At 58.1% G+C, this 21888-nt stretch carries 20 protein-coding genes; 7 read left to right on the plus strand and 13 right to left on the minus strand.

Going from position 1 to position 21888, the window contains the following annotated elements; translation table 11 throughout:
• The first annotated feature begins 28 nt into the window (after positions 1 to 28).
• Positions 29 to 1213, plus strand: a complete 1185-nt coding sequence (locus BLS30_RS06250; RefSeq protein WP_090227533.1) for a BaiN/RdsA family NAD(P)/FAD-dependent oxidoreductase — start codon at positions 29 to 31, stop codon at positions 1211 to 1213.
• A 152-nt stretch (positions 1214 to 1365) separates the two neighbouring features.
• Positions 1366 to 1566, plus strand: a complete 201-nt coding sequence (locus tag BLS30_RS06255) for a hypothetical protein (RefSeq protein ID WP_090227535.1) — start codon at positions 1366 to 1368, stop codon at positions 1564 to 1566.
• 354 nt (positions 1567 to 1920) lie between these two features.
• On the opposite strand, the gene BLS30_RS06265 is transcribed toward BLS30_RS06255, so the two are convergent.
• A complete protein-coding gene (locus BLS30_RS06265; protein ID WP_139165297.1) occupies positions 1921 to 2616 on the minus strand; it encodes a hypothetical protein in 696 nt (231 codons plus the stop codon).
• 740 nt (positions 2617 to 3356) lie between these two features.
• On the opposite strand from BLS30_RS06265, the gene BLS30_RS06270 reads away from it, so the two are divergent.
• A complete protein-coding gene (locus BLS30_RS06270; protein WP_090227543.1) occupies positions 3357 to 4706 on the plus strand; it encodes a metal-dependent hydrolase family protein in 1350 nt (449 codons plus the stop codon).
• A 76-nt stretch (positions 4707 to 4782) separates the two neighbouring features.
• Here the strand turns inward: BLS30_RS06270 and BLS30_RS06275 are convergent, their stop codons facing one another.
• Positions 4783 to 5739, minus strand: coding sequence for an AraC family transcriptional regulator (locus tag BLS30_RS06275; protein WP_090227546.1), 957 nt, complete (start codon positions 5737 to 5739; stop codon positions 4783 to 4785).
• Positions 5740 to 5882: 143 nt separating this feature from the next.
• Here BLS30_RS06275 and BLS30_RS06280 point away from each other — a divergent pair, with 143 nt between their 5' ends.
• Positions 5883 to 6728: a class I SAM-dependent methyltransferase gene (locus tag BLS30_RS06280; protein ID WP_090228474.1), complete on the plus strand. Its 846-nt coding sequence runs from the start codon at positions 5883 to 5885 to the stop codon at positions 6726 to 6728.
• A 28-nt stretch (positions 6729 to 6756) separates the two neighbouring features.
• Here the strand turns inward: BLS30_RS06280 and BLS30_RS06285 are convergent, their stop codons facing one another.
• The 11 genes from BLS30_RS06285 to BLS30_RS06340 form a co-directional block, all read right to left on the minus strand.
• Positions 6757 to 7278 carry a DUF305 domain-containing protein gene (locus BLS30_RS06285; RefSeq protein ID WP_090227548.1) on the minus strand — a complete coding sequence of 174 codons (522 nt, stop codon included), beginning with the start codon at positions 7276 to 7278 and terminating at the stop codon, positions 6757 to 6759.
• 60 nt (positions 7279 to 7338) lie between these two features.
• Entirely contained in the window at positions 7339 to 8016 is a 678-nt protein-coding gene (locus tag BLS30_RS06290) for a DUF938 domain-containing protein (protein WP_046475964.1), read from the minus strand.
• A 161-nt stretch (positions 8017 to 8177) separates the two neighbouring features.
• Entirely contained in the window at positions 8178 to 8825 is a 648-nt protein-coding gene (locus tag BLS30_RS06295; RefSeq protein ID WP_052743607.1) for a bactofilin family protein, read from the minus strand.
• A gap of 174 nt (positions 8826 to 8999) precedes the next feature.
• Entirely contained in the window at positions 9000 to 11228 is a 2229-nt protein-coding gene (locus tag BLS30_RS06300) for a L,D-transpeptidase scaffold domain-containing protein (RefSeq protein WP_090227551.1), read from the minus strand.
• Positions 11229 to 11750: 522 nt separating this feature from the next.
• The gene (gene gatB, locus BLS30_RS06310; RefSeq protein ID WP_046475960.1) at positions 11751 to 13250 is read right to left on the minus strand and encodes an Asp-tRNA(Asn)/Glu-tRNA(Gln) amidotransferase subunit GatB; all 1500 of its coding nucleotides are present in this window, start codon (positions 13248 to 13250) and stop codon (positions 11751 to 11753) included.
• Between the two features lie 83 nt (positions 13251 to 13333).
• Positions 13334 to 13639 (minus strand): hypothetical protein, encoded by a 306-nt coding sequence (locus BLS30_RS06315; protein ID WP_046475958.1) that lies wholly within the window; start codon positions 13637 to 13639, stop codon positions 13334 to 13336.
• A 4-nt stretch (positions 13640 to 13643) separates the two neighbouring features.
• Positions 13644 to 13973, minus strand: a complete 330-nt coding sequence (locus BLS30_RS06320) for a chorismate mutase (RefSeq protein ID WP_046475955.1) — start codon at positions 13971 to 13973, stop codon at positions 13644 to 13646.
• A 47-nt stretch (positions 13974 to 14020) separates the two neighbouring features.
• Positions 14021 to 15502 carry an Asp-tRNA(Asn)/Glu-tRNA(Gln) amidotransferase subunit GatA gene (gatA, locus tag BLS30_RS06325; RefSeq protein WP_090227554.1) on the minus strand — a complete coding sequence of 494 codons (1482 nt, stop codon included), beginning with the start codon at positions 15500 to 15502 and terminating at the stop codon, positions 14021 to 14023.
• A 123-nt stretch (positions 15503 to 15625) separates the two neighbouring features.
• Positions 15626 to 15913 (minus strand): Asp-tRNA(Asn)/Glu-tRNA(Gln) amidotransferase subunit GatC, encoded by a 288-nt coding sequence (gene gatC, locus BLS30_RS06330; protein ID WP_046475951.1) that lies wholly within the window; start codon positions 15911 to 15913, stop codon positions 15626 to 15628.
• A 127-nt stretch (positions 15914 to 16040) separates the two neighbouring features.
• Complete coding sequence (locus BLS30_RS06335) at positions 16041 to 18338, minus strand: spermidine synthase (RefSeq protein WP_090227555.1); 2298 nt, start codon at positions 18336 to 18338, stop codon at positions 16041 to 16043.
• A gap of 82 nt (positions 18339 to 18420) precedes the next feature.
• Complete coding sequence (locus tag BLS30_RS06340) at positions 18421 to 19122, minus strand: metal-dependent hydrolase (RefSeq protein WP_046475944.1); 702 nt, start codon at positions 19120 to 19122, stop codon at positions 18421 to 18423.
• A gap of 157 nt (positions 19123 to 19279) precedes the next feature.
• On the opposite strand from BLS30_RS06340, the gene ruvX reads away from it, so the two are divergent.
• The 3 genes from ruvX (at position 19280) to BLS30_RS06355 (ending at position 21885) form a co-directional block, all read left to right on the plus strand.
• Positions 19280 to 19765, plus strand: coding sequence for a Holliday junction resolvase RuvX (gene ruvX, locus BLS30_RS06345; RefSeq protein WP_090228480.1), 486 nt, complete (start codon positions 19280 to 19282; stop codon positions 19763 to 19765).
• 195 nt (positions 19766 to 19960) lie between these two features.
• Complete coding sequence (locus tag BLS30_RS06350; RefSeq protein ID WP_046475940.1) at positions 19961 to 21169, plus strand: PcfJ domain-containing protein; 1209 nt, start codon at positions 19961 to 19963, stop codon at positions 21167 to 21169.
• A gap of 248 nt (positions 21170 to 21417) precedes the next feature.
• Entirely contained in the window at positions 21418 to 21885 is a 468-nt protein-coding gene (locus BLS30_RS06355) for a MarR family winged helix-turn-helix transcriptional regulator (protein ID WP_046475935.1), read from the plus strand.
• The last annotated feature ends 3 nt before the right edge of the window (positions 21886 to 21888 follow it).

The raw sequence follows: 21888 nt of genomic DNA on the forward strand, positions 1-21888 counted from the left end.
GGGCGGGCACTCCTGCCATCAGAGAGCTATGACCAGACCTCCTCACATCTACGATGCGATCATCCTCGGCGCAGGTGGCGCCGGTCTGATGTGTGCAGCCGTCGCCGGTCAACGGGGGCGCCGCGTCCTCTTGATCGACCACGCCGACCAGCCGGGCAAAAAGATCCTGATCTCCGGCGGTGGACGGTGCAATTTCACAAATCTGCATACGACACCCAGCTGCTATCTGTCCGCCAATCCGCATTTCGCGAAGTCCGCGCTTGGCCGCTACCAGCCGCAGGAGTTCATTGCGCTCGTCAATCGCCACGGCATCGCGTGGCACGAGAAGACGCTCGGCCAACTGTTCTGCGATGGCTCCGCGAAACAGATCGTCGCGATGCTCCTCGACGAATGCGCGAAGGGGGACGTAACCCTCCGATTAAGCCAGACGATCCGCGACGTCCGTCACGCGGACGGGCACTTCCACATCAAAACCGACGAGCAGATCGCGGCGGCCCCTGCCTTGGTCATCGCCACAGGCGGACCGTCAATTCCCAAAATGGGCGCAACGGGGTTTGCCTACGACCTCGCCCGTCAGTTTGGCCTCAAGATCGTCCAGCCCAAACCCGCCCTCGTCCCGTTGACGTTGCCCGCCGAAGAAAAGCTCTTCAGCACCTTGAGCGGCGTGTCCGCCGATGTCGTGGCGCGCTGCGGCAAGACGGCGTTTCGCGAAGCCTGCCTGTTCACGCACAAGGGCCTGTCCGGCCCCGCGATACTCCAGATCTCGTCCTACTGGACGCACGGGCAACCGATCGCGATCAACTTCCTGCCTGAAAGCCCGGCCGACTGGCTCGTGACCTTCAAGCGGCAAAAGCCGCGCGTCTCACTGCGCACAGCCCTATCAAGTGTGTTCCCCGACCGGCTGGCAGCGGTACTGGCCGACCGACTCGCCCTGCCTGGCGAGTTGGCCAACTGCACCGATCGCGCGTTGCGTGGTGTGGAGCAACAGCTCGCGGCGTGGCCCTTCCAGCCCAACGGCACCGAGGGCTTCGCCAAAGCGGAAGTCACAGCGGGAGGGATAAGCACGGCCGCGTTGTCGTCCCGCACCATGGAGGCAAAAGTGGTGCCGGGGCTCTACGCCATCGGCGAAGCCGTTGACGTCACCGGCTGGCTCGGCGGCTACAATTTCCAATGGGCCTGGGCCAGCGGCTATGCGGCGGGTGAGGTTTTGTGAGTGGGCAACAGGACGATCCCTCGCTTCCAGGTCCCCACGATTGACGCGCTGCAAGGACATCGCGAACCTGACGCAACTGCCCAAGACCGGAAGTGATCTCCGCGCGCACTGTAATTGGTCTAAGATCGGTCATGCCGTTCGGGAGAGAGCCCATGACCAATGCCCAGGAAAAGCACGTCACCCGTATCGCCGCGAGCAAAGGCTACCATCTGGAAAAGGTCGGAAAGGGCCCGCATCACGGGCGCTTCGCCCTCGTAAACAAGAAGGAGGGCAACCGGGCGCATTCAGGCATCCCCGACGCCGAGTTTTCTTTTACGCTCCAGGAAGCAGAAGACTGGCTGGCCAAGCATTGACGCTGCGTTTCGTGGCCGCTGCCCGCAAGCCATTTTAAGGGAGCTTGGTGCTCGCCCAAGTCTCACGCGAACGCCATGAGTTCGTCCGGCCCTGATGTCGGCTAGGCATCACGCCTGACATCGAAGACAACCAAGCACCACGTCAGCAAGCAGACGCCCGAGGCGTTCCGCAGATTTGCTGCGAAACAAATCTGGCAAGTCGCACCCGGCCGCCATCTGCTTCGCAAGCCATCCCCCTACAACACCGTCATCCCGGCACGTGTTGCCGGGATCCAAGGTGCCGCGAAGATTCCCCTTCCTGCGCAACACCGGCAGCGACCACGTCGAGCGTGGAACCATTGGCCGCCTAGCCTCCTAATCCGCTCGGGCCAACTTGCCCTTAGGAATAGCTCGTGCCACGTCTTCGGCAAGCCGTCGTCTAAGTTCCGTTCCTTTGAGGTGCGACTCAATAAATATGGGACAGCTCGTTTGGGCAGAAATACCGTCAAGTTTATGCGTTGGGAGATTGCCTCCTACATGAGCCACAAAGCAAATTCCGGGCATGTAAAACGAATAACGATTTACCTTGAAATTCTCGAAGATCACCTTTGCATGGGTCGGTACAGTTAGAAAAATGTCCGGGTCAGTGTCAAAGTTTACATGTACTCGGACAGATACCTTCGGTAAGCGGTTAAATTCACCGAGCAAGTAACGCCGGAACATCTCTTGATATTTTGCACCTAGGCATCCCTTCTTCACTCCGGTCGCCCCAGGCCAATCTGTAACCGAAGCTCGCCAGAGGATACTGACAAAGAAGTAATAATATGCAGTGGCTCGGAGTTCTGGAGGAAGCTCCCCTCCCAAAAATATTGACCTTCCGTTGTTGGACAATGACCGCTCAGTGCTCTTTAAAGCGTCGCGCAGCCTAAATTCTCCATTGTTACGGACAGTATTCGAGATTACATGATCTTCGCCGTTCTGACTAAAGCGCCCCTCGCAAGAGGAGCAAAGAAGGTGCTTGCTGAATTGAGCGTTGATCTGCACTGCCGAATTTTCGATGACATCAACCATCACCGGAGCTTCAGCATACGGACTACATGCCTGAATTACGGATTTGAATAGTGCGGCCGGGACGAAATGACTATTCTGAAGCTCCGCATCGCTCCTGCAAAGCGCGCACATACCAACTACAGTTCGCGGCGCGCGTATAACCATCACTGCGATCCCCTTGAAAAATCTCCAGCCCTATCAGCAGCAGATGATCGAACACCCTAGTCCGTTTGAACCCCGCCCGCAGAACGAAATTGAGAAATTAGGAGACGCTGGCCAGTTGCCCTTCTTCCTGAAGGATTAAGGCAGACGACATCTGTCAGGAATATCCGCGAACCCACAAAGGATTCAACTACAGCCCTAAACTCGCCTTCTATAGTACTGTATTGAACCTTTTCCCGCCCGCGTATCGATTTAGATTTTTCATCGTCACTAAACCCTCAAATATTGCCAAACCCATCCTGATTATCCGACGAATATAGAGGACTACACAGTTCCAGAAAGAAAGTTCAAACTACCGACCACAATTGAATTCAAAAATAATTGTGGAAATACCCTGTTTGCTTCTCCTCCCATCCCTACCCCCCGCGCCATGTAGACGGCGAAGGCGCGATCGACCGCGCATCCGACACAACTGACATTTAGGCGCCCATATAAGGTGAGTTTTAACCACGTGGCGGTGAGCTGAGAGCAGACTCTAAACTTCGATGGCAAGGTTCCGATTACGCTAGGCACACTGGGGGGCTTCACACGAGGATCCAATGTTGTTTTGCCGAACGACTGCTTTTGCCGCTGTGTTTTGCCTCGTACATACCGCGCACGCCGCTGAGTCGCCCGCTCTCACACTGTTTGAGAACGTCCGTATCTTCGACGGCAAGAGCGACACGCTAAGCGGAACCATGAATGTTCTGATCCGCGGCAACACGATCGAGACCATCTCTAAAGACGCTATTCCGATCAACGAGAGTTCCCCCGCTCAGCTCATAGCCGGAGATGGGCGCACGCTCATGCCGGGACTCATCGATGCGCATTGGCACGCGATGCTCGTTCGGCCCACACCGGCAGCGTTGCTCACGGATGACCTTGGCTATCTGAACTTGATCGCAGGGGCCGAGGCAACGGACACGCTAATGCGCGGGTTCACCACCGTTCGCGACGTAGGGGGACCGTCGTTTGGGCTCAAACGCGCCATCGACGAGAACATTGTCGTCGGGCCACGCATCTACCCGTCTGGCGCTATAATCACGGTCACCAGCGGTCACGGTGACTTCCGCCATTCACACGAAGTGCCCCGAACCCTAGGTGACCCAGCGACGCGCCAAGAGCAGACGGGAGCGTCCATGATTGCGGACAGCCCGGATGAAGTCCGCGTGCGGGTACGCGAACAACTCATGTTAGGCGCGACACAGATCAAACTCACGGCGGGTGGCGGAGTGGCATCACCCAACAGCCCCCTTGATGCCACCACTTTCACGGAAGCCGAATTGCGCGCAGCCGTCGAAGCGGCGGAAAATTGGGGGACTTACGTGACCGTGCACGCCTACACGTCGACTTCGATCCAGCGCGCTATCGCTGCCGGTGTAAAGTGCATCGAACACGGCCACCTTATGGATGAAGCGACTGCCAAGCTGATCGCCGAGCGAGGCATTTGGCTAAGCACCCAGGCGTTTCCGGACGAGATGGCCGATGCGTTTCCACCGGGTTCGCAAGAGCGGGCCAAGGCGTTCACTGTCTTCGCGGGCACGGACAAGACCATCGCACTCGCAAAAAAGTACAATCTGAAAACAGCGTTCGGCACCGACATCCTGTTCTCCCAGAAGTTGGCGCAGCGCCAAGGCGAATTGCTGGTCAAGTTCACACGCTGGTACAGCCCCGCTGAAACGCTCATAATGGCCACTGGAACCAACGCCGAACTGTTGGCGATGTCTGGAAAGCGCAACCCGTACCCAGGCAAGCTCGGCGTGGTCGAGGAAGGTGCTTTCGCTGACCTGCTACTGGTCGACGGTGATCCCATCGCCGACATCAGGTTGCTAGCGGATCCAGCCAAGAACCTTGTCGTCATTATGAAAGACGGGAAGATCTTCAAGAACGCTCTGCAAACGAAACAATAACCAACGTTCGCCTCTCCTCCCGGAAATACCGGCACCCAAGAAGAATGAGCGGAGATCGCTTACTGCCTTCCGCGTCCTACCCCCGCGCCTCGCGCCACGTAGACGGCGAATGCGCGAAGGCGCGCTTGAAGGCCCGGCTGAACGCTTCCTCGGACTCGTACCCGACGGAATGCGCGATTTGCGCGATCGACCGCTGGGATTCCCGCAATTGGATCTGCGCCGACTGCAACCGGCACGCCGTGCGGTATCGCATCGGGGGCAGACCGACGAGCGCCGTGAAGCGCTCGACGAACACACTTCGGGACATGCCGACCTCACGGGCAAGTTCGGTCGCCGTGGAAGGCCTGCTCAGATCGCGATGGATCATCGCCAGAGCCCGCCCAACCTGAGGGTCCCTGAGCCCTTTGAGCCACCCCGCTTCAAGATCGCCGCGCCCGTTCGCGTACTGGCGAACGGCCTCCACCAGGAGAACTTCGGACAAGCGCGCCATGACACTCGACGACGGCAATTGCCCATCGGAAAGTTCTTTGGCCGCGAATTTAACCGAAGCCTCAATCCACTCACGCGATGTTCCCTCGCGCATTTCCAGTTTTAGAACGCGCGGCAGCATCGACAGCAAGGGAGTGTGGGATTGCTCGCTGCCAAGAAAACCACAGACCATATGCGTCAACGCACCCGGGCCGCCATGGACAACCCGCGCCAGCCCGCCATCCGCCGAGGGCTGGACGAGACTGCGGGCAGGGATCGGGTTTAGCCCCGTTGCACTCGCCAGCGTATGCGTGTCGTTGCGGGGCAAGAGCACAATGTCCCCACCTCGAACCGACACAGGTGCTTCGCCCTCCACGTTCAGCAGAAACTCGCCGTTGAGTACAACGTGATAGAAAATCAGCTGAGCGGGTTGGGTCAGTAAAGGCCGGCAATCCTCAGCCGTAAGCTGCGAGATGACACACCATGGCGCGGTCAGCCGGACGTCGAGAAAGACGCCGCCCGTCAAGCGCAGGGACCGCAACACGTCAGCTAAAGGGTCACTCATCACGCGCCCGCTCTTTCAATCGGACGAACGGTCAATTGATCCGGCGGAGCTGTCATTCGCTCAAGCGCCGAAAACCGATAGTGACACTGCCACCCTCGCAGGACTTAGGCAACTATCGGAGAACGACAATGAGCGATGTAAGCATGGCGACTAAGACGGCGATCTCGGCCACCAAATACGCACCAATGCCCGACTACACGGCGATCAAGGCGAAGCAGAATGCGGCCTGGGCGTCCGGTGATTATGCCTTGATCGGCACGACCCTGCAGATTGTGGGCGAGCAGCTTGCCGAAGCGATGGATCTGCAGCCGGGCTCTTCCGTGCTCGACGTTGCAGCTGGCAATGGCAATGCGACACTGGCCTTTGCTCGGCGGTGGTGCGACGTGACGTCGACGGACTACGTCGAGGACCTGCTCGCGCGCGGCCATCGCCGCGCCGATGCCGAAGGCCTTCCAGTAACATTCAGGATCGCAGACGCCGAGCAAATGCCATTTGAGCCAGCGTCATTTGATGCGGTCGTTTCCACCTTTGGCGTCATGTTTGCCCCCAACCAGGCCATGGCTTCAGAGGAGTTACTGCGAATGTGCCGCCCGGATGGAAAGATCGGCATGGCCAACTGGACGCCGGATGGTTTCATCGGCCAGATGTTCAAGACCATCGGAAAGCACATTGTGCCGCCTTCCGGATTGCAGTCACCCGCCGTTTGGGGCGACACCGCGTGGATCGAAGACACATTCGCACGTCATATCCGATCACTGGCCATCGAACAGCGCAACTTCATGTTCCGCTATCGCTCGCCGAAGCATTTCGTCGAAGTCTTTCGCACCTACTACGGTCCGGTCCACAAAGCATTCCTGGCACTAGATGCTGAAGGGCAAGCGGCGCTTGCGCAGGACCTGATGAGCCTGATCGCGCGCTTCAACACAGCAACCGACGGCTCAATGCGCGTGCCGTCCAGCTACTTGGAAATCGTCATGACAAAGAGCTGACCGCAAACAGCGCGCGAGTTGCGCCCCCCTACTGCGCCGGGCCCTGCGCGACACTCGCCGGGTCCGCGCGGCGCGGTTTCAGATCGGGCGCCTCAGGCGCAGTCGGGTTGCGTTCAAGATCGCGGATAAGCTGTTTCATCTCATCGATCTCGCGCACCTGTGCTTCGATAATCCCATCCGCCAATTTGCGGACGCGCGGGTCTTTGATATGCGCACGGCGGCTCGTGAGAATGGCAATCGAGTGATGCGGAATCATCGCTTCCATATAGCTGACGTCGTCGACAGTCTCCTGGCTGCGCACGAGCCAAAGCGATACGGCGAAAACGAGAATACTGCCGCCAATAATGCCCGTATTTATCCAGGAGTTCTTATACATCGCCCACATGAAGCCCATCATGATGATGGCCATCACGGCGCCCATGAGAAGCGCCATCCATGTGCGCGTTTGGCTGAACCAGATGTGGTCAATCGCGAAGGTATTGAGATACATCAGGCCGAACATCACGACCGTTGATGTGACAATCATCGCGCCAAATCGGGCATAGCTCATCGTTCGCTTCCTTCCATACGGGCCAACGCATGGAGGCACGAACGGTTTCCCCCCGGCAATTCAGTCGGAAGACCTACCCGGTTGAAAAACCACCGTCAGATTGTTCGCGGGCATCTCGAAAATCTCTTTCCTGACGAGCCCGGCGTCTTGCGCAACAGCCGTGACATCCGTCAGGTCACGCACGCCCCATTCGGGATTACGCGCCTTGAGAGTCTGATCGAACGTCGCGTTGCTTAGCGCCGTATGCTGACCGTCACGAGCATAGGGCCCATAGAGGATGAGAATGCCGTCAGACCGCAACAGCTTTCCCGCAGACGCCAGCACGGCAAGCGCCACGTCCCAGGGCGCGATGTGAATGACGTTGAAGCACAGGATCGCCGTCAGGCTTCCCGGCGCCACCGGGTTACCGCCCAACACCCAGGGCTGCCGTACATCGAGCTGAGTTGCCGGCATGACGTTGGTGATTTGCGCATGCCGACGCCACGCATCGACGCTCGCAACATGCCCCGCATTGGGATCGCTCGGCCAGAACACGAGGTCCGGCAAAGCCGCACCAAGGAACACGACATGCTGGCCGGTGCCGCTCCCGATCTCGACGACGTCTCCCGTCCGCCCAGCAAGGACCTCCATCAAGACATCTCGCAGTGGCTCGGCATTGCGGTGAAACGCCGGCGCATCAAGTCGCCCGTCACGACCCGCAGGCCCAACATCCTTGCTGAAATCAGAAACTGTCTTCAACGCGCTCTCCGCTCGTTTTCACTTTTGCGCCAAACCTATAGAAGCCGCGCCGCCCCGGCCAGTCACGCCAGAACACAAAAAGCCGACCGCTCCGACAGGAACGACCGGCTGGAAACACTGAGCGGGGCAGATCGGGGGAGGCCCGCCCCAATCAGGCCTCGTCAGTACTGCGGACTTGTCGCTTCGGCGTTGTAGGCCACCGTCATCTCGGGCCGCTGCTCTGACCGATGCTCCGCACGTTGATCGTACCCATGGCCGGGATCGTTGGCCGAGATCGGCTTCGGCGCAGCGTGCGCGGGGTCGAAATGACCGCGACCTGCCTGCTGCTCCGTAACCTCCCACTTGAGGCGGCCATCGTAATGCGTGCCCATCTCGATGCCGATGCCCTGATGCAGGATGTCGCCTTCGACATGGGCCGTTTTGTAGAGCATCACGCTCTTGCTATGGATCGAACCGAGCACACGCCCGTGCACTTCCACTTCGTTGGCGACGATGCTGCCCGTCACCGCCCCGGCTTTTCCGACGATGACCTGATCGCCCCGCAAGTCACCTTCTACGGTGCCTTCAAGGCATATCGGCCGCTTCGCTGAGATGTTGCCGTTGATCACGATGTCTTCGGAAATGATCGTAACCGCTTCTTTGTTCGACCAGTCGGCCGAACCGTACTGCGACGGCGGCGGTTCTGACTGGGAACCGGAATACGCTGAAGCGCCACTCTGAGATGCGCCGGTCTGGGGCGTACCTTGATATGACGACTTGGCATCGTTAGCCGCACCGCTCTGCTGGCGGTCCGCCTTTAGTCCAAACATTTGCATCTTCCCCTACGCAACTGACTTGCCAAATGAACCAAAGTAAAGGCACCACCCTCCGGCATTCAGCACACCCGCAAATGGCGGCAGCATTTGGACCGATTGCGACGACTTAGGGGTCAAGCACACATATTTAAACGACGCGCGCCAGTCGCGATGGCGCATCAATAGGCATCAGTTCGACAGCAAGCCGGAAATGAGATCAGCTACAGTCTCGGGACTGCCGCTATAACCGCCGCCACCTTGCGCAACGGCAGGCGCTGACCGCCGAGACGGCGCACTCTGGGGAATTCTCTCACCCTCAAACACGCTTCCGTTGCCACCCATCGCACGCGCCGTGCGGCTGTCAAAACCATAAAGGTCCGGGAAGTAACGCACCTCCCCATTCTCTGACGCATAGGCCGTGAAGTAGGCTGTATGAACGGGGATCTTTTTCTCAAGTTCGACATAACCGTTCGCCGCCCCTGACCAACGCCGCCCGACTTCGTCCTCGGACCAGCCCTTGTCCTCGGCGAGTAGAACCTCCGCGAGACGCCGCGGATTGCGCACGCGCACGCAACCATGGCTCAGCGCGCGGGACGATTGCGCGAACAGCTCGCGCTCCGGCGTGTCGTGCATGTAGACATCATGACGGTTCGGGAAACGGAATTTGACGCGTCCAAGAACGTTTGTCGGGCCGGGCGGCTGAATAAAGTCGTAGTTGACAATGTTAGCGCTGGTCCAATTGATCTGGCTCGCATCTACGGGGCGCCCCTGATAGCTCACGCTCAGATTATGCGCTGTGAGAATGCGCGTATCCGAGCCCCCAAAACCGAATAGCCCTGTCTTCTGCCGCAGATAGGGAAGGATCTCTGTACGCTTGATCCCGTTCGGCACGCCCCACGAAGGATGGAAGATGACGTACTTCATATCAGCGGAGAAAACCGGTGTTCGTGTATCGGTTTTGCCGACGATGATACGCTCGGAGAAAATCTCCGAACCGTTCTTGAAGACACGTGTCTGAAATTCCGGAACATTGTTGAGAACATGAAAGGCGCCGAGGTTGCGCGGCATCCACCGCCACCGCTCCATATTGACGATCAGGCGCTCCTCGGCCCGCGCCTTCGCCCGACCGGAGCGGTCGCTTTTATTCCCATTGAGCACCGCACGCGTTCCGCGGCCGACAAGGCCATCGGTACTCAGGTCATGCGCGCGCTGGAAGGCACGCACAGCCTCTTCCAACGGCTCATCGAATTTCTCTTCAGCACCCGGTTCCGCGGTAACCTCAAGTCGGCGACGCAACAGCGCGACATGCGGATGCTCCAGGCCCGGTCTCAGCAGCGGGCCATCCGGAAGCTTCACCTTTTTCGCTTCCGACAACTCCTTTTCAGCATCATCTTGCTCACCACGCAGCTTCAGAAGCGCCTGCCGCAGCATTTCAAACTGTGGATGTGGTGGATGCTGCTCGCGCAAGTAGCGCGCACCATCTGATGCAGCCGCAATTTCGGACAAGACAACTGCGGGTTCCTTGAGTTCCGGATCTTGATCGATCTGCGAACTGACCCGCGACGGCGTTACGCGACCGCCCCGTGCATAGTTCACATATTTCAGAACTGCCAATCCAAGTTTGATCTCCGCTTCGGCCTGTCCCCCGACACCAGATTGAACAAGGTTGGAGGGCGGCAGCGAGAAATCTTCAGCCTCAAGCCCCCAGTCGGCGGCGTGCGCGATCTCGGCCATCACGGCCTTCGCCTTTGATGTGAAGCCAGACCCGCCCACCCAAAGTGCGCGCCCATCCCGGGCAGCATAAAATGCAACGAGAGCAGCTATATCCTCTCGGTTCTTTGCTCCGCCATCACTATCGTCCGAAAGAAACTGGCGCACTGCCGCAACCAACGGATCAACCGGAACATTCTCCGGTGCGGCCCCAGCAGCTGACCTTTGAGCATCAGCGTCTTCCGTCGGCTTTTCCGCCTGCGTTGTTTCAGTGGCGGGAGCCTCAGAACCCTTAACGGCAGCGTTCGCGTTTTCCGGAGCTGAAGCACCCTTCGCTTCGGCGGTGTGAGCCGACGTTTCTTTCGCAACGGTATCTTCGGTCTGTGAAGAAGGAGCGGGCCGAGCCGCCTCAGTGGACGTTGCGCCCTTTTTTTCATCCTGAGAGGCTGCGTCGGTGGCAGTTTCAGACGACGTCGCGTCCGTCACCTTTTCGCTTGGCTGGGGATTATTCTCGACTTGTGCAGATCGCTCAGCCGTATCTTCGGACGCCCCCTTTTCGGCATCCGCTTTCGCAGCAGGCACGCTCTCGTTCGCTGTAGAAGGCGCTGCGATCTCACTTCTTTCCTGCGCTGAGACGGACGGCACTCCTGGGAGCACAAGGGCCAACCCGATAGCCCCCGACAATGCCCAAGGTTTCAAGATCGACATTCCTGTAACCCTCCAGGCGCAAATACCTTTGCACCATGCACGCCACCCCTTTGGATGAGAGAGGCTACATCCCTTGGCGTGCGATAATAGGGCGAACGGAAATTTTCGCGCCCCGACCCGAAGCGTCAGACAAACATCTTTACAGATCACGGAAAAGAGGCGAGCCGATCACATCTCAGCTAGGAGAGCCTTGCAAAGGTCTGCGCATAAACGGCCGCGCCCAGCGCAACGTCCGATGGCAAAAGGAACAATGCCATAAAATACGGACCAGAGTAGACGCATGGAGACTGAGCAGCGAGATCCGTGGAAAACCCGAACCGCCGATAAAACGCTGGCTCACCCAATACGAAAACCAAGCCATATGAATCTTGCGCGCGGATAAACGCCGACCCTACGCCACGCGCTTGCGTACTCAGACAAAACCACGATTGGTCCAAGTTCAAGAGCGCCGAACGGCGACCGTGCGTGTATCAGCGCAACAATCCCGGCTTCATCCGAACGAACGAAAAAGCAGAAGAGTGTCTAGTCGATACCGAGGCGCTTCTTGAGAATCTCGTTGACCGCTTGAGGATTGGCTTTGCCACCAGAAGCTTTCATCACCTGACCGACAAACCATCCGATCATCGTCGGCTTGGCTTTGACTTTCTCTACCTGGTCTGGGTTAGCCGCAATCACCTCATCCACCGCCTTCTCGATAGCGCTGGTGTCGGTCACCTGCTTCATGCCGCGTGCTTCAACGATCTCCGCCGGATCACCACCCTCGCTCCAGACAATTTCGAACAAATCCTTCGCGATCTTGCCCGAGATGGCCTGCGATCCGATGAGCTTCGCAATCCCGGCGAGCTGAGCCGCCGAAATCGGCGAATCCTCGATCGCAGTTCCTTCCTTGTTCAAGCGGCCGAAGAGTTCGTTGATAACCCAGTTGGCAGCAAGCTTGCCGTCACGTGCGGGATCATCCAGAGCAGCGATGACAGCCTCGAAATAGTCCGCCGATGACCGCTCCGCGACGAGCACGCCGGCATCGTAGGCCGACAGCCCGTATTCCTTTATGAAACGTGCGCGCTTTTCGTCCGGTAGTTCCGGCAGTCCCTTCGCCAACTCATCGACATAAGCCTGATCGAACTCGAGCGGGAGCAAATCGGGATCAGGAAAATAGCGATAATCGTGCGCTTCTTCTTTCGAGCGCATCGATCGCGTTTGCCCGGACTTAGGGTCGAACAGGCGCGTTTCCTGATCGATCGTGCCGCCGTCTTCAATGATGTCAATCTGACGTCGGGCTTCAACCTCGATGGCTTGCCCGATGAAACGAATGGAATTCACGTTCTTAATCTCGCAGCGCGTGCCAAGCTCGCCACCCGGCTTGCGTACCGAAACGTTCACGTCCGCGCGCAGATTGCCCTTTTCCATATCTCCGTCACAGGTACCGAGATAGCGCAGGATCGTGCGCAGCTTAGTGACATAAGCCTGCGCCTCTTTCGACGAACGCATATCCGGCCGCGAGACAATCTCCATCAACGCCACGCCAGACCGATTGAGATCGACATAGGAATATTCGGGATGCTGGTCGTGGATGGATTTTCCCGCATCCTGCTCCAGGTGAAGCCGTTCGATACCGACGCGCTTCGGACCACCATCCGTATCGATTTCAATCTCACCTTCACCGACGATTGGCGATTTGAACTGGGAGATCTGATAGCCTTGCGGCAAATCTGGATAAAAGTAGTTCTTCCGGTCAAAAACTGACCTCAGGTTGATTTGGGCCTTCAACCCCAGTCCCGTTCGGATCGCCTGCGCGACGCATTCCTCATTGATCACCGGCAGCATTCCAGGCATCGCGGCATCGACGAGCGACACATGCGCGTTTGGCGCGCCGCCAAACTCAGTCGAGGCGCCTGAAAACAACTTGGCGTGCGAGTTCACCTGCGCGTGCACTTCCAGACCGATGATGACTTCCCAATCGCCGGTCGCTCCCTGGATCAGATTAGGGTTCGCAGCCTCAGCGGCCTTCGCTTCCACGTTCATCCTCGCCTTGTCCTTCATATGCACTTAAAGCTCGCGCGCACGGCCAGGACTAAAATAATGTCCGAGCCACTGGGCCGTCGCACTCAAGTCGCGTGATTGTCATGCTTTCGCAGCCACCGATACCCAATCCAGGCCCAGACGAGCCCCAGTATAAATTGAGTAACGAAAACACCGGCTTCACCACCAATCCCGCGCGCAGGAAGCAAACCGACAAACGCCAACACCCATACAAATAGGGAGCCCGCACACGCCGATGCAAACGCCGCAACGACAAGCTTCTGCCACTGATCCGCAGCACGCCCCATCAAGACCGCTACCGCGATAGCAACAGGGTTGAGCAGCCCAATGAGAACGACAGAAACAGGGTCAAAAGGTTGAAGTTCGATCATCCCGCTACTTGCTCTTGTCCGCATCATTGCAATTGCCGGATTGGCGCAACTGTTCTTCCTCGTATTGTATGAACCAGCCGATCATCTGCCGCCACAGCGCTTCCGCCAACTCCGGCGGCAAATGGCGCTCGTCAGCGCGCGCTTTGACCTTGTCGATAACCTGCTGAATACGCCACGGAACCGTTGCTTCCGACGGGTTTTTCTTGAGCTGCCACGCTCGGTCGACATAACCGAACCGCTCCGCAATGAGATCGACGAGCGCACGATCTATCCGGTCTATTTCGTCCCGCACATGAGACATGTCGGTACAGTCGGCCGGAGATCTCGGACTCATTATTTACCTCCTTGCGACGCGCGGCCGCTCTTCGCGCCGTGAGCGCCTTAGCCTCGCCACCAGTGCGAGGGAACCACAATTCGCCCGGCCGCGTCCTCGATCACCTGACCGGTGCGGAGAAGCGTTTCCTCATCAAAAGGCTTCCCGATCAACTGCAGGCCCAACGGAGGACCTTCCGTGGAAAGCCCCGCTGGGACCGACAGTCCCGGCAAGCCCGCCATATTGACCGTAACAGTGAATATGTCCTCAAGGTACATGGCAAGCGGATCACCCGACTTCTCGCCGAAAGCAAAAGCGGGAGACGGTGTCGTCGGCGTCAGAACAACATCGACCTTATCCCACGCCTCGTCGAAATCCCGCTTTATCAGCGTGCGCACTTTCTGTGCCTTCAAGTAGTAGGCATCATAATAGCCCGCCGAAAGCACATACGTTCCAATGAGAACGCGCCGCTTCACTTCCCGGCCGAAGCCGGCCGCGCGCGTTTGCTCGTAGGTATCGATGAGATCGCTGCCCGTCTGCCGCATGCCGTAGCGGACACCATCATAACGCGCGAGGTTCGAAGACGCTTCGGCTGGCGCAACAATGTAATAGGCTGGCAACGCATATTTCGTATGCGGGAGTGAAATCTCATGGACCGAAGCGCCGGCATCCTCGAGCCAAGTGATGCCCTGCTCCCAGAGCTTATCGATTTCGGCCGACATCCCGGCGACGCGATACTCCTTCGGCACGCCGACGCGCAAGCCCTTGATGCCGTTACGCAGTGATGCCCGGTAGTCCGGAACGGGCGCATCGACGCTGGTCGAATCCTTAGGATCCTGCCCCGCCATCACTTGCAGCATGAGCGCAGCATCTTCCACCGACTTCGTGATGGGACCAGCCTGATCGAGTGAGGAAGCAAACGCCACAATCCCCCAGCGCGAACAGCGTCCGTACGTTGGCTTCAAACCAACTGTGCCCGTTAAAGCGGCGGGTTGCCGGATCGAGCCCCCGGTATCTGTCGCCGTCGCGGCAAGGCAAAGATCGGCTGCGACCGCCGCTGATGAACCGCCCGATGAACCACCCGGCACCAACTTGGCATCGGAACCGGTCCGCCGCCATGGATTGACGACGGGTCCAAACGCGCTGGTCTCGTTCGACGAGCCCATAGCGAATTCGTCATTGTTCAGCTTACCAAGCATGACGGCACCCGCATCCCAAAGGTTCTGCGTGACCGTCGATTCATAGGTTGGCTTGAAATCATCGAGGATTTTCGAGCAGGCAGTCGTCCGCACGCCCTTTGTGCAGAACAGATCCTTGATGCCGAGCGGCAAACCTTCCAGCGTCCGGGCTTCGCCTTTCGCGATGCGCGCATCTGCTGCGCGCGCTTGCTCAAGAGCAATCTCTGGCGTCGGCAACACGTAGGCGTTGATCGCACCGTTGCCGGCGTCAATCTCTTCACAGAATGCTTTCGTGAGTTCCTCGGCTGAGAACTCTTTCTTCTGCAGCCCCTCGCGTGCAGCTGCCAACGTCAATTTAGTCAGGTCGCTCACGAACTCTCCCCGCGCTGCCTGTCTTGGCGCGCCTCATGTTATTCCGGCCCCGACATCGCCGGACCGCAGACCAATAGGGTTGCACAGACGACAGCCGGGACACGGTGCGCCTGCGCGCCTTGATTACTCCACCACTTTCGGAACGACGAAATAATCGTCCTCACTGAGCGGCGCATTAGCAACGATCTCATCGGCTTTTTCGCCATCCGTTACGACGTCCGAACGCTTCTTCAACGATATCGGCACAACGCGGGTCATCGGCTCGACGCCATCCGTATTGACCTCGGAAAGCTGCTCGACCCAGTCGAGAATCCCGCTGAGCTCGGCTTCGAGACCCTTGGCCTCTTCGTCCGTAATCTTGATGCGCGCGAGCCGCGCGATGCGTCGCACAGTCGCCTCGTCGACTTGCATCGTCCCTCACTTCTGCTAACCGAAAGACCGTAAGAATTGCGTTTGAATAGCCGCGAAGACAGTTCCACGCAACTGCGTCCCGACGCACCAATACAGCACTGGCAGCCCCACTGGTGAATTGAGGCCCTTAGGAACCCGTTCCCCTCAACTTCGAAAGGAGCGGCATAAATACGTCAGAACTGTCGTCTGTCCAGGGCGCTAACCCCGCGCCTTTGGGGTCACGAGCCCCAGGGAGAGTACGAAAGGTATCCAGCCGATATTGGTTCTTAGCGAAAACCGCAACCGTCGAATTCGTCTGATCATACGTGCCGTTTGCATCAAAATCTTCGATGATAAGAGCTTTGAGCTCCGGCACCCTGGCCATCGTCGCGGCAATCACCCCCTCAAGATCAAGATAACGGTTCGAAATATGAAGCAAGGCAACGCCATCGGGCGCGATCTTGTCTGCATAAAGTTTTAACGCCTCGGCCGTCATCAGATGCACCGGGACCGCGTCCGACGTGAACGCGTCAATGATTAGCAGGTCGAAATAACCGGCATTCTCCCGCGAAAGTGTCAATCGGGCATCCCCGAGCACAAAATCAGGCTGCGGCTGACAATTCCCGATGTAGGTGAAATAGCCTGAGTAAGCGGCGATCTTGACCATCAACGGATCGATTTCGAAGAACCGCCAACGTTCCCCTGGCTTGGACAGACACGCGAGAGACCCTGCGCCGAGCCCTACAACGCCATAACGCCCACGCCGCACCTGCTGAAACAGCGTTGTCCGGACACTAGCGACAACACGCGCCATCGGGCTTTCAGGATAATAATATGTCCCGGGCACCGTGACGTCGATCTTAGGCTCATCAGCTTTCTGCAGACGCTGCGCCCCGTGCAGCGTCGTTCCGTGCGTCAGGACGTTGTGACCGCCATCGGTCGATTGCGACACCCGGTAAACGCCAAAGTAACTGCGTTGCGCATTCCCGCTCATAACACCGGAAGGCAATAAAGAGACGGCCGCCCATATTACGAGAGCGCTCGCCAGTTGAGCCAACGGCATCCGCCAGGTCGCGACCACAACCACCACAAATATGGCAACGATAAGCGGCGTAAGCCCCCACCCCCAAGCCGGAACCCCGAACTGGTTCAAGAGCGGCCCCCAGAAAATCGCGGCGGCCCCAGCCGTCACAATGAGAAGTGCGAGCGCCAGATCGTTGCGCGAGAACCGCCACCCGACAAACACAGGCCGACACGCAACAGAAAGCGCCAGCAACAGCGGATACTCGAAAACCTCGGAAAAGATCGTCGGGGCGATGAGGGCTGCAAACAATCCTCCGAGCGCGCCACCCAGAGACATCAGAAGATAGAACTCGGTCAGAAAGCGCGTTGCAGGCCGGCTTTCATAAAGCGTGCGATGCGCCATCAGCCCGGTCATCACAAACGCCGCAAAACCGAACGAACTGGAGACGAACCAGTTGTCGTGCTCGCTCTGGGACAATTGAAGCAGCGCGAGAACCACGGCCGCCAAATGCAGCACGGCTATCCCGCGGACCACAGTTGCGGGCAATCTGCGAAAAACAACGACAAAAGTGAGCAGGTAAAGTGCCAGCGGCACCACCCACAACAAAGGAGCCGAAGCAATGTCGGTCGACAGATGCGTCGTAAACGCAGTTAGCAGCCCGGCGGGAACGAAGGCGAGTGCGATCCATCCAAACCGTTGCCGCCATGTCGGTCGCCCAAGCACATCCCCAAAGTCACCGTTTGCGATGCCAACAGGCGGAACAATCACTGTGGTTTTGAACCACCCCGCCGATGCCATACAGCCGAGGAGCAAAAATCCTAGAAGACCGAAACCAATCGACCAATAAACGCTAAGCGCACTGACACCCGCGACCGGTTCAAACAAAAACGGGTACCCCATCAGCGCAAGAAAGCTGCCGAAGTTCGACGCCGCATAAAGAAAATAAGGGTCTGCGCTTCGCGCATGACCTGTGCCGGCAAACCAAGCCTGGAGCAGCGGTGCGTTCGCGGCAACAGTTAGAAACGGAACGCCTATTGCAACAGCATAAAGTCCCAACTGCCAAAGATAGGGCCAATCCAGCGGCGGCTCCTGCCAGCTGTCCGGCACAGCAATCGGCAAAAAGAATACAGCAACAACCAAGACGCCAACATGCACGAAACTACCCGTACGCAACGGGAAGAGCCGGGTGAGAAGGTGAGCGTACGCGTAGCCCGCAAGCAATGCAGACTGGAAAAACACCAGAGCAACGGCCCAGACGGACGGTGAACCGCCGAGGATCGGCAGCACCATCTTCGTGAACATTGGCTGGATCAGGAACAGAAGAAACGCTGACACGAAGGATGTCAGCGTAAAGAGCACGAGCAGGCTCCTCCCCCCGGCCTCATCTCGCGTTGGCGTGACCGTGGGTTCAATTCTGTTCATACGCAATGAAACACCTTGCCAAACGTACGTAGGGGGATAGTTCGGTTCATCCACTCAGCGTTTGCAACGCTGAGCCATTCCCTCACACGTCCATGACTTCACCAACCTTGGGAACGACGACTTCTTCCTTGTCCATTTCGTCAACGAACGCGTCAGCCGTCTGGTCGATGATGGGGAACGTCCCGTAATGGCAAGGCACGACGAGATCAAAATCGAAGAAGCGCTTACACGCCATAGACGCCGTTCTGGCACCCATCGTGAAACGATCGCCGATCGGAACCAATCCGACTTCTGGTTCATAGATATCGTCGAGCAGCTCCATGTCGGAAAAGATGTCAGTATCACCCATGTGAAGAATGACGGGGTCTTCCGGCGGCGTGATAACAAAACCGTTCGCCGAACCCAGCGGGAAATTCACGTCCAGCTCAACAAGCCCGGCGGAGTGATCCGCGCGCACAAGGCTGGCCTTGAAGTCTCCGAGATCAATCGTCCCGCCGGTATTCATAGGCTCGAACTTGTCGAGACCCTGCTTGGTGAGCCACATGCACAAATCATAATTCGTAACAACAGTCGCGCCCGTCGCCTTCGCAATGGCCACCGTATCGCCGACGTGATCGCCGTGCCCGTGTGTCACCAAGATATGCGTGACACCATCCTGCACTGCGTCCTGCGAAATGCCGCTCGCTTCAAAAGTCGCGTTCCCGGTTAGGAACGGGTCCAGAAGGATAACGCTCGACCCGGTTTCGACGCGGAAACAGGAGTGGCCGTACCAGATGATCTTCATGGTGGTCCCTTATATGATTTGTCCGCACGCGTGCGACACGTAAGCCTTATGCGCGACGAGGAGTGAAATAAAGCCCCGCTCTGCGGCGCGCCGGAGTATAGCCACCTGCCACAACACAACAATGGGCGAACCAAACACAATGCCGGATCCTGTTGAGATGCCCGCAACGCCCCCCGATCGGGGAGCAACGCTTGATGACCCGGATCGTTTCAAGTCCCTGTTGCCCGCGACCGCCCGACTTATCGGGATTGACGCCGGTACCAAAACGCTGGGATTGGCGCTGTCTGATCTGACGCGCATGATCGCTTCGCCCCTCGAAACCATCCGTCGAACCAAATTCAAACAGGATGCTGCCCGGCTACTCGCGCTCATAAACGAGCACAAAGTCGCCGGACTGGTCCTGGGCCTGCCAGCGAACCTCGACGGAAGCGAAGGCCCGAGGGCCCAATCGACACGGCAGTTAGCGAAAAACCTGAATGCTCTATCACCCCTACCCATCCTGCTATGGGATGAGCGGCTCACGACTGCAGCGGCAGAACGCATGCTGATCGGAGCCGACACAAGCCGTAAACGCCGTGCTGAGGTCATCGATAAGCTGGCAGCAACACTTATTCTCCAAGGCGCCCTCGACCGCATGCGTTAAGCCGCCTGACTTTCGGGCTCAGCCGGGAAAAACTGCTCACCTTTTGTTCAAGACGGACAATACCACCGTTCCGCCTCTCACAAGTCGCATCGCCGCCAAAATACGTGCGGAAACTCTTCATGCCGACATGGAAATCAGACAACTGCACCGCCATGTTGTTATGATAGCCTTGCAACCTCCGGCACGAAGAAGTCGATGGGACAAAGCTCCAAGGTTTCACCTGGCACTCCTCCCCAGGAGCGCCGCCCAAAGGTTAGCCTCTCGAAGCAGGACGAGCGGCTCATCTGTCGCTTTGAACTATCCGCGCGACGCGAACTTCGTCGCCTCATCCGTACATCACCGCGCTTTACCGAGTTGGCCGAAGTTTTTCCCGGTGCGGCATATGTGTTAGCCACCCGCCAAGGTGAAAAAGATCAGCGACGGAAAGCAGCCAAGCTCGTGCGGGATGGCGCCAAACTAAAGACGATCGCCCACACGCTAGAACTTCCTCTATGGCTTCGCCGCCTCCCTCCATCAGCCTTTAATGGCCCACTGCCGCCGCTTCCTGACAGCGAAACCTTTGCCCGCCGAGTAGCGGCACGCTTGCCTGCCGAAAGCGCGGATGCGACCTTCTGGCTAGCGAGTGTTGCCTTCGCCGCGGCAGCGGTTCACGAGGATTTTGCGCTCTGGCTGGTCGAGCAATCTATCTGCTCGCAAGACGCTAAGCCCGAACGCCTCTTCGCCGTTCTCGCCGCATATGCATGGTATTCTGGCGCGCTGCTGACACCCGCCCACGATTTGATCGTCGTGCCTTGGCGGCCCGAAATTGCGTTTGATACTGCTCTTTGCGCCGCCAAGAGTTGGCTGAACCGGCTTCGTCTCGTCATGCAGCTTGAGCCGGGAACGATTGCCGATAGCTGGCTCCGGCCGGGCGAAGCGATGGGCCTAACCTTTGTCCCCCTCATCGAACAATCTGAGATCCTGGAGGAAGCCCAAGCGATGCAGAACTGCGCTGATCAATATGCCGATCGGTTGGCGCGGGAAAAATGTCGCTTATTCTCCATCCGCCGAGGAGCGTCTCGCCTTGCGACCCTGGAAATCGGCCCACATCCGCGCGAAACCGGTGTCCTGGCCATCACGCAGCTGAAGGCGCGGCACAATATGCCGGCTTCCGTCGAAATCTGGCAGGCAGCCCACGCGTGGCTGGCAACTCAGCCGGGCCTAAAACGGTTGCCACCCATGGTCGCACCAGAACGCGCACTCAATTCCAAAGTCTGGACTGATCTGATGGAGCCTTACAGACAGCGGAAAAACGGCGCTGACTGGCTACCGTCCATACCGACGCAAGTGGCCTTCGCACGGCTGGATTCCGACATGACGGACCTCGCTCGTCGCGCAGGTGTAACATCTTGGTTATTCACATAAACTGTGTGTTACTGGGGAACACAACGACAACTTTCAAGCTCATGACGAAGATTTGTTGTCGCAGCCACTTTAATTTCCGAGGCATACGGCCAATTTATGCTGATCGGACGGGCGCATGCAGCCTAACCAATGGTTAGCTCTCAGCATCGCGAACAAGAGCGATCCGCGCACCGAAAGAAGGGTTGGAGCCATTGGCATCGAGCAACCCTGGTAGAGAACCCAAGATCTCTTAATCGGAACTTTGGCACATGAAAGCACGCACCAATATCGAAGGTGGCAACTCTTCGGCACTTCATCTCCTGCATCGCGCGGGCCAATGCGCCGACGAGTTATTCGCTCTGAACATCGGCGAAAGCGAACTTACGCCTCGCCAGTTCGAAGTCCTACGCGCTGTGGCATCCCACGCGGAGCCAAGCCAGACGGTACTTGTCGAACATACGGGTATCGATCGTTCGACACTGGCTGACATCGTTAGACGGCTCGTCGCACGCGGCCTGCTTGTGCGGAAACGCACCCGCCACGATGCACGGATGTACGCCGTTCGCCTCACTCCTGCTGGCGAAAATGCCCTGAAGAACGCGCAGCCAGCCGTTCATTCGACGAACGATGCGATCCTGCAGGCACTCCCCAATGCTGAGCGCAAGGAGTTCTTGAACGCGCTCAACAGGATCATCGAGCTGGTGAGCGGAGCAACACACCCTCGACCGGCGAAATAAATA

The sequence above is a fragment of the Filomicrobium insigne genome, assembly GCF_900104305.1.
GTDB classification, from domain to species: Bacteria; Pseudomonadota; Alphaproteobacteria; order Rhizobiales; family Hyphomicrobiaceae; genus Filomicrobium; species Filomicrobium insigne.